At 50.3% G+C, this 14633-nt stretch carries 13 protein-coding genes; 10 read left to right on the top strand and 3 right to left on the bottom strand.

The features are described 5' to 3' along the window. The first annotated feature begins 801 nt into the window (after positions 1 to 801). The 9 genes from DNH61_RS16235 to map all read left to right on the top strand — a co-directional run bounded on the left by DNH61_RS16235 (position 802) and on the right by map (position 9518). A complete protein-coding gene (locus tag DNH61_RS16235) occupies positions 802 to 2154 on the top strand; it encodes an ABC transporter substrate-binding protein (protein WP_111147738.1) in 1353 nt (450 codons plus the stop codon). Positions 2155 to 2208: 54 nt separating this feature from the next. Further along, a complete protein-coding gene (locus DNH61_RS16230) occupies positions 2209 to 3069 on the top strand; it encodes a carbohydrate ABC transporter permease (RefSeq protein ID WP_111147766.1) in 861 nt (286 codons plus the stop codon). A 13-nt stretch (positions 3070 to 3082) separates the two neighbouring features. After that, a complete protein-coding gene (locus DNH61_RS16225; protein ID WP_111147737.1) occupies positions 3083 to 3886 on the top strand; it encodes a carbohydrate ABC transporter permease in 804 nt (267 codons plus the stop codon). A gap of 33 nt (positions 3887 to 3919) precedes the next feature. Then, positions 3920 to 4453 (top strand): glycerol-3-phosphate responsive antiterminator, encoded by a 534-nt coding sequence (locus DNH61_RS16220; RefSeq protein WP_111147736.1) that lies wholly within the window; start codon positions 3920 to 3922, stop codon positions 4451 to 4453. Between the two features lie 238 nt (positions 4454 to 4691). Beyond that, positions 4692 to 5522: a Cof-type HAD-IIB family hydrolase gene (locus DNH61_RS16215; RefSeq protein ID WP_181438741.1), complete on the top strand. Its 831-nt coding sequence runs from the start codon at positions 4692 to 4694 to the stop codon at positions 5520 to 5522. Between the two features lie 27 nt (positions 5523 to 5549). Continuing rightward, complete coding sequence (locus DNH61_RS16210) at positions 5550 to 6365, top strand: metallophosphoesterase family protein (protein WP_111147734.1); 816 nt, start codon at positions 5550 to 5552, stop codon at positions 6363 to 6365. A 325-nt stretch (positions 6366 to 6690) separates the two neighbouring features. Further along, positions 6691 to 7464 carry a Cof-type HAD-IIB family hydrolase gene (locus DNH61_RS16205; protein WP_111147733.1) on the top strand — a complete coding sequence of 258 codons (774 nt, stop codon included), beginning with the start codon at positions 6691 to 6693 and terminating at the stop codon, positions 7462 to 7464. A 243-nt stretch (positions 7465 to 7707) separates the two neighbouring features. Next, positions 7708 to 8667, top strand: coding sequence for a 3'-5' exoribonuclease YhaM family protein (locus DNH61_RS16200; protein WP_111147732.1), 960 nt, complete (start codon positions 7708 to 7710; stop codon positions 8665 to 8667). A gap of 104 nt (positions 8668 to 8771) precedes the next feature. After that, complete coding sequence (gene map / locus DNH61_RS16195; protein WP_111147731.1) at positions 8772 to 9518, top strand: type I methionyl aminopeptidase; 747 nt, start codon at positions 8772 to 8774, stop codon at positions 9516 to 9518. Between the two features lie 60 nt (positions 9519 to 9578). Here the strand turns inward: map and DNH61_RS16190 are convergent, their stop codons facing one another. The 3 genes from DNH61_RS16190 to DNH61_RS16175 all read right to left on the bottom strand — a co-directional run bounded on the left by DNH61_RS16190 (position 9579) and on the right by DNH61_RS16175 (position 12535). Further along, the gene (locus DNH61_RS16190; RefSeq protein WP_111147730.1) at positions 9579 to 10223 is read right to left on the bottom strand and encodes an ABC transporter ATP-binding protein; all 645 of its coding nucleotides are present in this window, start codon (positions 10221 to 10223) and stop codon (positions 9579 to 9581) included. A gap of 14 nt (positions 10224 to 10237) precedes the next feature. Beyond that, a complete protein-coding gene (locus tag DNH61_RS26115) occupies positions 10238 to 10528 on the bottom strand; it encodes a hypothetical protein (RefSeq protein WP_146241055.1) in 291 nt (96 codons plus the stop codon). A gap of 1128 nt (positions 10529 to 11656) precedes the next feature. Further along, a complete protein-coding gene (locus DNH61_RS16175) occupies positions 11657 to 12535 on the bottom strand; it encodes an ABC transporter permease (protein ID WP_111147727.1) in 879 nt (292 codons plus the stop codon). 497 nt (positions 12536 to 13032) lie between these two features. Here DNH61_RS16175 and DNH61_RS16170 point away from each other — a divergent pair. Then, positions 13033 to 14588, top strand: a protein-coding gene (locus tag DNH61_RS16170; protein ID WP_111145361.1) for an IS3 family transposase whose coding sequence is annotated in 2 segments (ribosomal slippage) — positions 13033 to 13663 and positions 13663 to 14588 — 1557 coding nt in all. Because the reading frame shifts where the segments join, the coding sequence is not laid out codon by codon here. Positions 14589 to 14633 lie beyond the last annotated feature (45 nt).

Below are 14633 nucleotides of genomic sequence, written 5' to 3'. Positions count from 1 at the left end.
TGGGGAAATAACTGCAAAAGTGCAGGTATTTTGCGACAGGAAGGCTGGTTTCGTATAAATGCCTGCAAAAATGCAGGAATTACCTCATTAGCGAGCCTGTCAGAGCTTTCCGCCAGTTAAAGGATGCACATTTGCAGGAATTCCGCTGCTCCAAATGTTGGCTAAGAAAAAGGATGCACTTTTGCAGGAATCCCATGGAGTTTCGCGCTGCGTCTGGCCTGGTCCGATCCGACCTAGCTTGGTTTTCAGCCGGCTAATTGGATTAGTGGCAGTATAATCACATATTTATCACTCGCCACGAACCGACAAGAATTTACAAAATCATAACATCTGCTTGATACTGAATTGACGCTGCAACCCTATAATGGCTTTAACAGATGCATACAAATGTACGGGTTGAGATGATGAGAAAACCCTGTTTGATGACAGCCTGGCTTTGTCCCTGGACAAGCTGGAGGCTTCTTCGAACAGGGTTTTTGGCGTGCGCTCCTGCAGCCAGCAGGGGCCTGGAACTTTTACAATACGTAAACATTTCCTCGCATCTGTTCTGATAAACAGTCTTTATAGTAAGAACTCGTAGCGACTAGCGGGAGCGGCATGACCAGCACACAGGACAAGCACCTGTGCGTACCGGACGAACTGCTTGAAGCTTCCGGCACGGTGTTCGGCTTGGCCGGGGTTCCGCAGGCGGCGTTCATCAATCGTTAACACCGGGTATCCGGGCATCGGCATTAAGCCGGAACGGACTGACCCGTGTTATATACATTTGCACGATCAAAACCAAAGGAGAGTAGAGAAAACATGCGTTCAAAAATGAAGGCGATTCTGTTAGTACTCGCAAGCATCATGATCATGGCGGGCTGTTCCTCGAACACGGCGAATAACGGGGGCAGTGCGGCACCAGCCTCGAACGAGCCGGCGGCTGCCGAGAACGGAGGAGCGGCAAGCACGGATGAGAAGGTGGAGCTGACATTCTACTACCCCGTGGCTGTAGGCGGCCCGCTGACGCAGATCATTGAGCAGATGGCGGCTGATTTTACGAAGGAAAATCCGAACATCACAGTCAAGCCTGTCTACACGGGCAGCTATGACGACACGATGATCAAGACGCAGGCTTCCGTACAAGGCAAGACGCCGCCGGATGTAGCGGTTCTGCTAAGCACAGAGCTGTACACGCTGCTTGATATGGACGCAATCGTTCCGCTTGACGACATGATCGCTGCAGACGGCGGCGACGAATATATTAATGACTTCTACCCTGGCTTCATGGCCAATTCCCAGACGGGCGGCCAGACATGGGGTATTCCGTTCCAGCGCAGCACGATCGTTCTCTACTACAACAAGGAAGCCTTCAAGGCGGCTGGACTTGATCCGGAGAAGGCGCCTAAGACCTGGGATGAGCTGGCTGACTATGCGAAGAAGCTTACGAAGGACGGCCAGTGGGGTCTTGAGATTCCGACAACCGGCTTCCAGTACTGGATGTTCCAGACCTTCGCCCTGCAGAACGGCAAGAATCTGATGTCTGACGACGGCAAGCAGGTATTCTTCAATACGCCGGAGAACGTCGAAGCACTTGCATTCTGGCGTGATCTGTCCGCTGTGCATAAAGCGATGCCAGAGGGCTCGATTGAATGGGCTACTGTTCCATCCGACTTCATCGAAGGCAAGACGGCTATGATGTACCACACGACAGGCAACCTGACGAACGTGAAGAACAACGCGCAGTTCGACTTCGGCGTGAGCATCCTGCCGGCGAGCAAGCAGCACGGTACACCAACCGGCGGCGGCAACTTCTACATCTTCAAGGGTACGAGCGAAGCGAAGCAGCAGGCGGCTTGGAAGTTCATCAAGTTCATGACCGAGCCGGAGCGCATGGCGCAGTGGAGTATTGATACAGGCTATGTAGCCCCGCGTGAATCCGCATATGAGACGGAGAAAATGAAGGCTTACACCGCAGAGTTCCCGCAGGCGCTTGTTGCCCGCGACCAGCTGCAGTACGCATCGGCCGAGCTGTCCACCCATAACAACGGCAAGGTTGTGAAGGCGTTCAACGACAGCCTGCAATCGGTACTGACCGGCGGCGCTGATCCGGCTGCAGCCCTGCAGAAGGCACAGGAAGAAGCGGACAAGGTGCTCGCGCCATTTAATAAGTAAGGACGAATTTGAGGGGGGCTGCTTGTGAAGACAGCAAGACGCAACAAATTGAAGATGAACGCATTCGCCTGGATGCTGCTCTTTCCCTCCCTCATCTTCCTCATTCTGTTCACCTTCTACCCCGTGGCCGGGGCGCTCAAGACCAGCTTCTACATGGCTGACTTGAGCACGCCCCAGCCCATCTACATAGGCTTGGACAATTACAAGGGAATGATGGAAGATGACGTGTTCTGGAAAGTATTTACGAATAACATCTGGTTTGCGGTCGGCACCGTGCCGACGAGTATTCTGCTGGCGCTCTTGATGGCAGTGTTCGCCAACAAGATTGTCAGGGCCAAGGGGCTGGTGCGGACAGCGTTCTTTTACCCGACGCTGATTCCGATGATTGCCATCGGCAACATCTGGCTGTTTATTTACACGCCGGGCTACGGCATGCTGAGCCGTTTTCTCGCGAACTTTGGCGTAGGGGACATCAACTGGCTGGGCTCGCAGAGCCTTGTCATGATCGCCATGATCATCATGGTGGTGTGGAAGGAAGCCGGCTACTTCATGCTGTTTTATCTGGCCGGACTGCAAAATATTTCTCAGGAAATGTATGAGTCTGCTGAAGTGGACGGCGTACCCAAGTGGAAGGTGTTCTGGCGGATTACATTCCCGCTCTTGATGCCGACGACGCTGTTCGTCTCGATCATCGCACTGACCAATTCATTCAAGCTGGTCGACCATCTCTGGATTATGACCAAGGGCGGGCCTGACAATGCCAGCAACCTGCTGCTGTACTATGTGTACGAGATGGCGTTTAAATTCTGGGATCAAGGCATGGCATCCGCACTGACAACCGTCATGATTGCGCTGCTGCTGCTTATTGCCGCCGTTCAGTTCTTCGGACTGGACCGGAAGATCCATTACCGCTAGGAGGAGCCCATACATGACGAAGAAAATCAGCTACACCCTGATGTATGTGATGGCCATCATCTGGCTTATCCCCCTCGTATGGACATTCTGGACGGCATTCCGACCGAAGAAGCTGGCGCTGTCGCCTTCGATTACGTTTGATTTTACCTTCGCGAACTTCAGCCATGTCTGGCAGGGCGCACCATTCTCGACCTATTATCTGAACACGCTGCTCGTTGTAGTAGGGATTTTCACTGTGCAGTTCCTGACGGCCACTATGGCGGCGTTCGCCTTCGCGCGAATTGACTTCTGGGGCAAGCAGCTTGTCTTTGTTCTGTTCCTGGCCCAGATCATGATTCCGGCGGACATTCTAATTTTTCCGAACTATACGACCCTCCGCGATCTGTCGCTGCTTGATACGAAGCTTGGCATCATGATGCCGTACCTGGCCTCCGCCTTCGGCGTATTCCTGCTCCGCCAGATGTTTAAGACACTGCCTTACGAGCTGGATGAGGCGGCACGGATGGAAGGGTGCAATCTGTGGCAGATTTTGTGGAAAATCTATGTCCCGCTGTCGCGTCCGGCGTACATATCCTTCGGTGTTGTATCAGTCAGCTACCATTGGAACAACTTCCTCTGGCCGCTTATCGTGACGAACTCGGTGGAAAATCGTCTGCTGACGGTTGGACTGGCGATCTTCGCGCAGTCGTTCGAGACGGGAGCGCAGTGGAGTGAAGTGACCGCGGCGACGATCATCGTCATCATACCGCTGATTATTGCGTACATGCTATTCCAGCGGCAGTTCATGAACAGCTTCATCCATTCGGGCATTAAGTAGACAGTCAGGCGGTACAAGGAAGGCAGGTGCAGGATGAAAGAGAGGATCATCGCTTCGATTACAAGAGTGGAGCAGATTGAGAAGGTGCTGGCAAGCAGCGTCCGGCGGGTCAACCTGATGACCGGGGACATTACAACGCTGGCGTCCATTGTGAAGCAGCTGCATGAAGCGGACAAGCAGGTTTATGTGCATATGGAAATGGTTAACGGCCTCGGCCGCGATACATCCGCCATTCAGTACATGGCGCAGACGTTCAAGGTGGACGGTATTGTGACAACGAAGAGCAACGCAGTCGCAGCAGCACGCAATGCGGGTATCCGCAGCATTCAGCGTGTGTTCGCAATTGATACAGCAGCCGTGGAGACGGCAATCCGGATGATTCATACGAGCAAGCCCGATGAAGTGGAGCTTATGCCCGGCCTGATGCCGCGGATTATAAGAGAGGTCAAAGGCAAGGTCAGCCAGCCCTTGATCGTTGGCGGTCTGATCCGCTATGAAGAAGAGATTCAGGAAGCACTGGATAATAACGCGGACTTCGTGTCCGTCGGCCATCATCAATTCTGGTAAGACGTGAGATTGACAATCCTAAGGTGGAGACGATGAGAAAACCTTGGAGCTACCAATCAGCGCTGCGGGACAGGCTTTAGGCTGTATGGAGAAGGCATCTGGATGCTGCCTCGTACTTGTCCTTGTCGTGAAAACGGCATGCTGCATGCTGTATGCAGACCCGTACGCTGATGATGCCCGGGTTTTTTTGTCTGTTGTCTGACTTATTACATATATGTGCAGCAGGGAGAGGGAATTCATGAGTGCAATACGCCTTATTGTCAGTGATTTGGATGGAACGCTGCTGTCGCCTGATCACAGTCTTTCGAAGTCGGTAATTGATGCTGTGGAGGAATTTACGTCACGGGGAGGCTTGTTTACCTTCGCAACCGGACGGCCGTTCCTGACGGCAGCGGCCTTCGAGACGCAGCTGCAGCTGCAGCTGCCATATATTTTGTGCAATGGGTCGGTTCTGGCCTGTACAGGACAAATTGTGGAGAGCCAGGATTTCATGCTGGACGATTTGGCCGGACTGCTTGAGGAAGCAGATGAGCAGCTGGTGGATGTGCTGATGTTCGGGGAGGGCGGCGTCTCGGTGTTCCGGGCTTCGGAGCCGGTTGCCGCATACGAGGCCAAGGAGAAGGTTGCCTGCTCGCTTGTTGACCGTACGGCAGATGCATCGTGGAGAGTGGGAAGGGTACAGAAGGTTATCCTGATGGGGAATATGAACGTCATCCGGCCGCTCTGGGAGCGGCATCAGCCGGGGCTGAAGCTGCAGTATTCCACCTTTCAGTCAGAGGTGAACTACTGGGAGATCATCCCGCCCGGCCAAAGCAAGGGGGCCGCGCTGCGGCGGCTGGCAGAGCGGCTGGACATTCGTCCGGATGAGATTATGGCAATCGGGAATCAGATGAACGATCTCGATATGCTGCTGGCAGCAGGAATTGGTGTTGCTGTCGCGAATAGTCCGGATGAACTGAAGGCGCAGGCGGACTATGTGTGTGAAGCGGGGTACGGAGACGGTGTTGTGGAGGCGATCCGGAGATTTTGTCTGAAGACAGGGCCTGTGCAGTCTGCAGTGGAGATCTAAGGGAGTAATGGAGAGGAGGCTGCTGTCATGGTAGCGGTTAGCGGCAAGGAGTTGTATTTTATCCATCTGACAGACACGCATGTGAATAAGCCGGGGCTTACGCCGATGTACGGTGTGGAGGCAGCGGCCAATATGAGGCGGGTATTCGAGCATATCCGGACGCTGCCGGTCAAGCCGGCTTTCGTCGTGGTGAGCGGGGACTTGACCCATGACGGGGATGCGGAAGACTACCGGTATCTGCGGCAGCTGCTGGATGAGGAGATGGCTGCGCTCGGAGGCGTTCCGCTGTATCCGGGGCTGGGCAACCATGATCTGCGCGGGCCATTCCGCGAAGGCTTCCTCAGTGAAGCGGGGGAAGAACCATACTACTACACGGTCGATATTGATGATGTTCGCTTGATCGTACTGGATTCCCTGCTGCCGGGCGAGGTGCCGGGTCGGATAGACGAGGCGCAGATGGGCTGGCTGCGCAGGGTGCTGGAAGAGCCGGCTTCCGGCGGCACGCTCATCGCGCTTCACCATCCGGCGGGCCTGACGGCAGGCGGTCTGCTGGATGAGCATCGGCTGATTAACCATGAAGAGCTGGCGGAGGCGATCGCGGGAAAAAATGTGTTAGGGCTGCTGTCCGGTCACATTCATTATCCGTTCTTCGGGAGCTTCCACGGGGTTGGGACGTTTACGGCTCCGGGCGCTTCAGTGGGCTTCGAGCCATGCGGCAAGGAATCGATCCGGTACGTCGACCGGATCGGCTACAATCTATGCGTAATCCGCGACGGCGTGCTTCATGCCGTGCCGTTTATTTTGCCGGGTGAGCAGCGCTTGGTGAAGGATACTGCGGAGTAGAACGAGCGCTGCGGAGTTGGACGGTCTGCCTACGGCAGTCCGTCTTGGTAATACGTAAATGGTCATTGTTATCATAATGAGCCTCTGCCTTAACAAGGTGGGGGCCTACTGTTTATTTGGCTGTAGTATATAACTTGTGATTTAAACGATATATCGTCTAAAAAGGGTACAGAGGCGGCCGCTCGTATATCAGTTTAACCATGATATCTTCGCTGTGAGTTGCCTTCTGCTCCGTTTCGGTGTTTACTTATAGGAAGCATGTACAAGCAGCACACAGACAAAGCTGGCAGGCAGATCAGGCCGGCAGACGGATAGGAGAATGCAGATGGCATACAAAATTGTGTTTTTCGACATCGACGGCACGCTGGTTAACGAGGAAAAGCAGATTCCGCAGGACACGATGGATGCGGTACATGAACTGAAGGCCAAAGGCATAGAGCCGGTTATCGCGACCGGACGCGCACCGTATTTCATCAAGCCGCTGGCGGAGAGTCTCGGAATTAACTCCTACGTGACCCTCAATGGCGGTTACGCGGTTTACAAGGGCGACCCGATCTATAGAAGGCTGCTGTCGCGAAGCAGCATTGAGGCACTGGTAAATGTTGCGGCTAAGCACGGCCACTCCTTGGTGTTCCAGGGGGAAAATGAATACTACACCGATGCGGAGCTGCATCCGTTCATGAAGGATTCGGTTATGTCATTGAAGGTGGATATGCCGGGCTATGACCCGCATTTCTGGAAGAGCAACGACATCTTCCAGATGTTCCTGCACTGTGAAGCAGGCGAGGAGCATCTGTACGAAGAGCTGCTGTCCGAGCTGAAGCTGATCCGCTGGCATCCGCAGGCGATGGACGTGCTGCCGGCAGGCGGCTCCAAGGCGCAGGGTATCGCAGCCATGCTGGAGGTGCTTGGCATCTCCAAGGAGGAAGCGGTGGCATTCGGAGACGGTCTGAACGACAAGGAGATGCTGGAGTACGTTGGTCTTGGCATCGCCATGGGCAACTCGCATCCGGAGCTGATACCATTCGCCGACTATGTGACCACGCATGTTGATGAAGGCGGCATCCGCAACGGACTGATTAAGGCGGGTCTGCTGTAGGACTGGTGTTCTGCCGCGGAAGACGAAGGGTTCAGTTTCAGTTCAGCAAGCTTTAGCATAGTGGTAAAGGACCCGGCAAGTAGCCATAAGATACAGCAAGCTTCGTTATTACCTTAATGAATGGCTTCACCAGGCGACCTGTCCAAGCGGCGGGTCGTTTTTCTATGGGCAAATCCCGGCAGCGCGTGCCCCCGGCCGAACTTCATAGTATAATGGTTTCTACCATAGTGGGGAGGAACCGGCATGACAGAGATTAAGCAGCTCAGCCCGCAGGATGAATTCACGGGCTTTTACTTATTGAAGGAACTGGACGTTAGACAAACGAATGCGACGCCTCCGAAGGATTACTTTGACATCGTGCTGAGTGATTCGAGCGGCCAGATTTCGGCGAAATACTGGGATGTGAGCACGGCCGACAAGGAAACCTTCTTCCCGATGATGCTGGTCAAGGTACGGGGCATTGTGCAGCTGTACCGGGAACGGCTTCAGGTGAAGGTAACGCGAATTCGCAAGGTGACAGACGAGGACAATGTGAGCATTACGGATTTCATCCGCTCGGCGCCAATCCGCCCGGTGGATCTTGTGCATGCGATCAAGCAGTCGATGAATAGTATACAGGATGAGCAGATCAGGCAGATTGTGGCTTACTGTGTAGGCAAGGTAGAGGAAAAGCTGATGCATTATCCGGCGGCGAAGACGCATCATCATGCGTATTTTGCCGGGCTTGCCTATCACATGGCGCGGATGCTTGAGCTGGGAGATTTCATCTGCAAGCAGCGTCCGTTCCTGAAGCCGGATTATATTAAGGCAGGCATTATCCTGCATGATATCGCCAAACCGGAGGAGATGGTCGCACAGCTCGGCATCGTCAGCGAATACAGCCTGCAGGGCAAGCTGATCGGCCACATTGCGATGGCCTCGAACTGGATTACAGAAGCGGCGATTCACAGCGGCATACCGCTGGATGCCGAGTGCGTCCTTGGGCTGCAGCATCTGGTGCTGTCCCATCATAATCTTGGCGAATGGGGAAGTCCCGTCCAGCCGCAGACGGCTGAAGCGGTTGCGCTCCACCATATCGACGCGCTTGATGCGAAGCTGCAGATGGTGGAGGATGCCCTCGACACAACGCCGGAGACGGAGCCGTGGACGCCGATGATCCGGGGACTGGAGAATAAGGCCATCTACAAGCTCGGTACGAACTAACCGGCTGACCGCATGAATTGCGGGCTGAGCAGGGTGTCTTTTTGATAATCGAATGAATATGGTAAAATACTGGGATATACAGCGGGCAGAGAGGAGTTTGCAGCATGATCGTGCAGACGGAAGAGGATATTAAAGGCTTACAGGAGATCGGCAGGATTGTGGCCTTGACGATTCAAGAGATGAAGAAGCACGCAAAGCCGGGCATAACGACACGAGAGCTCGATGAGATCGGCCGCCGCGTGATGGAAGGCGAAGGCGCGGTATCGGCGCCGAAGAAGGTATATGATTTTCCGGGCTATACGTGTATCAGCATCAACCGCGAGGTGGCGCATGGTATTCCCGGAGACCGGGTCATGGAGCCGGGCGATTTGGTCAATGTTGATGTGTGCGCGGAGAAGGGCGGCTATTTTGCCGATGCGGGCCACTCGTTCCAGCTGGAGCCGGTTAACCCGGATCTGACCCGGCTGTGCGATCATACGCATGCGACGATGATGAAGGTGATCATGTCGCTCAAGCATGGAACACGGCTGAACGAGATTGGCCGGATTATTGAGGAGGAGGCGGCCAAGGGCGGCTATCAGGTTATTCAAAATCTGTGCAGCCACGGCGTCGGCCGGTCTATCCACGAATCGCCTTCGGAAATTCTGCCGACCTACAACAAGCATGACAAGCGCCGCCTGAAGGAAGGCATGGTCATCACCATCGAGCCGTTCCTGTCGACAGGAACAAATTATGTGCTGGAGCAGCCTGATGGCTGGACGCTCAGTGTCCCGGATGAAAGCTTCGTCGCGCAGCACGAGCACACGCTTATCATAACGCAGGATAAGCCGATTATTGTTACGGTGGTTTAGTAGTTTTCGAAACCGCCCCTGAGTCGTTCGTATGAGCGTATAAAAGAGTTTTGGGGCAGATTATTTTTCTGCCCCAGTAACAACTCCGGAATTCACTTTGTAGACCTCGTTACACAGCGTTTCAATATCCACTTTATGATGGGATGCCAATAAAATTGTCGCTCCCCGACCGATTTCTTCTCTAATAATAGAATAGACTCTGCTTACAGCCTCTTCATCTAACCCGTTCATAGGTTCATCCAATAGAATAAGGTCTGGCTCTTCCATGATAGCTTGGGCTATGGCAAGCTTTTGCTTCATGCCTAATGAGTATGATTTTACAGGACGTTTATCTGCCGGATCCAATCCTACTCGTTGAATCGCTGCATGAATTTGTTGTGAGCCGATTTTCTTTTGAATATCAGCCAGAAACTTCAAATTGTCATACCCGGAATAATGATCCAGAAATCCAGGTTTTTCTAGAATAACGCTGGTGTTTTTTGCAAATGAAGCTTCTTTGTTAAGCGTTTCGCCAAGAACGGTCACTTCCCCGGAGGATGGCTTTACAAGACCTGTGATGATACGAAATAGCATAGACTTGCCCGAGCCGTTATGGCCCACAAACCCAATCACCTTCCCTTTTTCCAGAGTAATCGTTACGTTATCAAGTACCGTTCTGCCTTTTATTTTTTTGCTTACTCCACTCAATCTTACAGCAATAGACATTGGACTCATTCTCCTTAGAAATAATCAATTTTTTTAGCTCTCCATAAAATGAGCATAACTAGAATCGCAATAGCGGCTGCTTCTAGTAAGAATACAACCATGACTTGTGGGCTGATGTGTTCATACATGCTGTAGTAAAGGGGCGCATAGGGCTGAACAATCCGCACACCCGCATAGAACAAGGCTACAGTCATAATATGGGCGGCTTCTACGGAGAAAAACAGCTTTATGGCCAACCACAGTAAAGCATGAATGTACAAATTCAGACTTAAACATAGAAAAATCCAAGTCACATAACTGTCCATATCGATGCTTACTCCAAACAAATAACACATGATATAGGTGGCGAGAATAAAAGTCAGGACATAAAAAATAGTAAATAGAAGCCCGTAAAGGAATTTTGAAATCCAGTACCGTGAGATATTTCTGAACCGCAAAATTTGAAGGATCTCAAACAGATGTAAATTGGATTTCCATATGAATTGCAGCATGATAAGGTATGCGACGCACAAGATAATCCAGTAAACCCAATTCAACGGTGTGTGAGTGACTGAACCAAATATCAGTCGCACTACTTCGCTTGACGAATGGATGGAGTATAGAGTTCCGTCAGCCGCATATAGCAGACTTATTAAAGCAGATATCAATAACGTGATGAAGCCAGCCTTGAAGAGTTCTTTCTTTAACAATCTGTACTCAGATAATATATGATTCAAACGATCTCACCCTAACCACTGAAATCTATTGATTTAAAGCGCCACCGGGTTATCCATACCATGACCATTGCACTTGCCGTTATAAGAGCAATAACGAACACCTTTAAGGGAAGAGGTGCAAGGCCTAAGTTGAACACTCTCGGAATGACAGCTATTGTAAACCGATCCAGCACAACCATAGAAATAACCGCAACGGCCGACAAGAATCCATTGTCTAACCATGATCTGGCGAGAAAGTAGAGTAGACCTACTAAAGATGAGATGGAATAAAAAGAGAACATAAACAACAGCATAGAAGCATCGTTCCTTCCTTCTGGGGCATAAAGAAGAAACGGCGATCTGGAACCGTTAAGCGGCAAGTATTCCGCTAGTAGAGCTGTGAGAGCCGCAAAGGTAAACACGCAAAATGTAAATATAGCGCATACGATAAAGATTAGAATGGTTTGGTGAATGCCAATTTCTACTCGGCGCCCATATTTCCTTATAACTTCCCATACCCTAAGCTCTAATAGTGAACCAAGCAGGATAATGAGGAGAGGGCAAAAAAAGAACTCAAACCTTAGTAATCGAATCAGATCTTGGACGGATGACCAAGACGCCGCGGTAAATGTAGAAATGGGAAGGACACTCAGTAGATTAACTATAGGCAGCACTATCATTAACGAAGCGATATATACTCTTTTGTCGACGACATCCCGAATCGCATAGTTCATTGCCTTACGCAAATACATCTCGTTGCCTCTTCACTCCTATGAAATAGGTAGTAATGGTAACGGCTAGAAGCAGACCAAACATAACGATCATTGATGCATAAGACAATTTTGAGACAGGCTGTCTCGGATCCAAAAAGTTGAATGGATCCCATGCCAACAATCCAAGAAGAGTAAAGATAGTCCACATTCCCAAGTAGATAGACATTGGAATAAATAGAATTAGATAGCGATTGTTAAGGAATAGAGAAACGGCAAGCCCAAAGCATGCATAGACCCCGGCAAAGAGTCCGCCAATAAAATAGTAGACGAGAATATACAGGTAAACAGAGCTTTGTAATAGTTCTGAAAATAAAAGCTTCTCCTGTGAAAAAAAGATATTCGTATCCGGAAGGGCTGCTGTTCCGTTAATCAGCTTACTATAAGCCGTCGAGTAGCTTTCAAAATTCCAGTTTCCGCTCATTGCATTTGCGAACAACATCGATAGGACGAGTGGAATAGTAAATATAAAGAAAGAAGAAACAAACACAAAAAGAAACTTCTTTGCGAAATAGGCTCGCCGGCTTACCCGAAGCAGCTCGAAATTAAGATAGCCGGTTGCTTTCTCCTTGTAAAAGCTATCTACAACAGGCAGAGAGACGAGAAGGGGGAACACAAAGTAATAGAAAGAAGAAAAGAATGTGTCTGATAGACCAACCCAGTATTGATGGGATGAAAACAGTGCCAGTGCATCCGGGTAGTCATGATACAATCTCGCAGCCAGATCGTATTCTTCACTGAAATAGGCTGCTCCCTTCCATATAGCCAGAAGCGCAATGACCTGTAGAGCGATCAGGCTTAGATAAGTCATCTTGTTCTTGAAGAGCTTTTGCCATTCAACATTCATGGGTACACCTCAATGTAATGTATAGGTTCATTGTTATTATTAGTTTCATTAAGTTTATAAAGCAGGCAAGGCTAGCTTTCATACTAATTGATAAACGAACACCTGCTTTATATAGTTTTATTATATATTATAAGAAAAGGGGATATTTATGTCTTCCTTTCAGTCTAATTAGCTATCTGCATAGAACCTACCTGATACCTCGACTTGGTAAATGCTCCAGTTTAATTAGGGGGCCTAGCCGTTTTAGCAGGAATTTTGCACACCCAGTTACAGTTGAAGGAAAAAGGATGTACATTTGCAGGTTCTGCGTTCAGGCGGGTAGGTCCGTATGCTGAGGTGCTGCACGGCTGTACGTGTGGCTTTCTCTTGCCCACATTTTGCTGAAGAAAATTGCAGCTGAACGAAAATAAAGAATGGCGCCACTGGGATTGATATGCTCCCCATACGGTAGACAGGTGAAAAATAAAAACCTGTTTACTGTATAGGGAGCATTTTTCATGCCTAGAAATAAACTGAACGCTTTAGAAAAATTGGCAATCCTTCAAGAGATCGAAGCTGGTCATATTGGAGTGAGGGCAACTGTTAAGAAGTATGGCATTGCCATGTCTACGCTTGCGAATTGGCAACGTCGTTATCGGTTGTATGGTACTGAGGGACTAGAGGTCCGTAAACACAACCGTAGTTATTCCGAAGAGCTGAAGCATCAAGCGGTTAAGGATTACTTGGAGGGGAAATTGTCACAGAACCAAGTCATCGATAAGTACGGGATCGCTTGTCGAGCGCTGCTCTTCAATTGGATTAAGAAGTATACTGGTCATAGCAGCTTAAAAGCCTGTACAGGGGGAACAACAGCTATGACCAAGGGACGTAAGACAACATGGCAAGAGAGGATCGACATCGTCCTATATTGCCTTGCGAATGGACAAGACTACACGAAGACAGCAATGCAATTCCAGGTTTCTTACCAGCAAGTATACGGATGGGTGAGAAAGTATGCAGAAGGCGGACAGGATGCTTTACAGGATGGTAGAGGGCGTGCCAAGGCGCCTGAAGAGTTAACGGAAGTCGATGAACAAAAGTACGCGATGAAGAAACTGGAGTACGAAATCGAGCGACTCCGGGCGGAGAATGCTTTCTTAAAAAAGTTACAGGAGTTCGAAAGGAGGTGTCCCTAAGCCAACATCGGCAAGAGAACATCTACCTTGCCATTCAAGCTGTCCAGCGCACAGAGTCAATGACCATACAGCTTTTATGCGGCGTTGCTGGGATTCCGAGGTCGAGCTATTACAAGTGGCTTAATCGAACACCTAGCTCACGTGAGCTGGAGAATAGAAAGCTGACAGAGATGATGATGTCCATGTACGAGAAAGTTGAGGGCACCTTTGGTTACCGGCAATTAACGTTACATATGCGCCGAGAATGGCAACATCCGATTAATCATAAGCGAGTGCAAAGACTGATGAGGATTAAGAGAATCCAGTCCGTCATCCGCAGAAAGAAAAAGAAGTATGAGCGTTCTACGCCGCAGCAGGTAGCTGAGAACGTGCTTAACCGCAAGTTCCAAGCGGAAGCGCCGAATGAAAAGTGGGTTACAGATGTCACGGAGTTTAAGTATGGCAATAGCCAGAAGGCTTATTTAAGTGCCATCCTCGATCTTCATGATAAATCGATTGTTTCTTATGTACTTGGTCACTCGAATAATAATCCTCTCGTCTTTCAAACGTTGGATTTGGCTTTACAGGCAGCCCCTAATAGCAAGCCTTTAATTCATAGCGACCGTGGCTACCAGTACACGTCACTGAGGTTCAAAGAAATGCTGGACAAGGCTAATATGACGCAGAGTATGTCCCGAGTGGGCCGTTGCATTGATAACGGTCCGATGGAGTCTTTCTGGGGAACCCTAAAATGTGAGAAGTATTATTTGCATACCTACCGCACATATGAGGAACTAAAGAAGGATATCGATGACTACATTCACTTTTACAATAATGAACGGTTACAGGCAAAACTAAACGGCCTCAGCCCCATAGAATTCAGGACGAAGGCCGTTTAACTAACTTTTATTTTTTGTACTGTCTACTTGACGGGGTGCAGTTCA

This window comes from Paenibacillus sambharensis (assembly GCF_003233845.1).
Lineage (GTDB): Bacteria > Bacillota > Bacilli > Paenibacillales > Paenibacillaceae > Paenibacillus_I > Paenibacillus_I sambharensis.
Note: the sequence above shows the minus strand (reverse complement) of the source record. Positions and strands in the feature narration are given on the sequence as shown.

What these genes read in the sequence shown, in the direction of transcription:
- DNH61_RS16235 (WP_111147738.1), top strand. Translation starts at nt 802, where the DNA reads ATGCGTTCAAAAATGAAGGCGATTCTGTTAGTACTCGCAAGCATCATG.
- DNH61_RS16230 (WP_111147766.1), top strand. Translation starts at nt 2,209, where the DNA reads ATGAACGCATTCGCCTGGATGCTGCTCTTTCCCTCCCTCATCTTCCTC.
- DNH61_RS16225 (WP_111147737.1), top strand. Translation starts at nt 3,083, where the DNA reads ATGACGAAGAAAATCAGCTACACCCTGATGTATGTGATGGCCATCATC.
- DNH61_RS16220 (WP_111147736.1), top strand. Translation starts at nt 3,920, where the DNA reads ATGAAAGAGAGGATCATCGCTTCGATTACAAGAGTGGAGCAGATTGAG.
- DNH61_RS16215 (WP_181438741.1), top strand. Translation starts at nt 4,692, where the DNA reads ATGAGTGCAATACGCCTTATTGTCAGTGATTTGGATGGAACGCTGCTG.
- DNH61_RS16210 (WP_111147734.1), top strand. Translation starts at nt 5,550, where the DNA reads ATGGTAGCGGTTAGCGGCAAGGAGTTGTATTTTATCCATCTGACAGAC.
- DNH61_RS16205 (WP_111147733.1), top strand. Translation starts at nt 6,691, where the DNA reads ATGGCATACAAAATTGTGTTTTTCGACATCGACGGCACGCTGGTTAAC.
- DNH61_RS16200 (WP_111147732.1), top strand. Translation starts at nt 7,708, where the DNA reads ATGACAGAGATTAAGCAGCTCAGCCCGCAGGATGAATTCACGGGCTTT.
- map (WP_111147731.1), top strand. Translation starts at nt 8,772, where the DNA reads ATGATCGTGCAGACGGAAGAGGATATTAAAGGCTTACAGGAGATCGGC.
- DNH61_RS16190 (WP_111147730.1), bottom strand. Translation starts at nt 10,223, where the DNA reads ATGTCTATTGCTGTAAGATTGAGTGGAGTAAGCAAAAAAATAAAAGGC.
- DNH61_RS26115 (WP_146241055.1), bottom strand. Translation starts at nt 10,528, where the DNA reads ATGGACAGTTATGTGACTTGGATTTTTCTATGTTTAAGTCTGAATTTG.
- DNH61_RS16175 (WP_111147727.1), bottom strand. Translation starts at nt 12,535, where the DNA reads ATGAATGTTGAATGGCAAAAGCTCTTCAAGAACAAGATGACTTATCTA.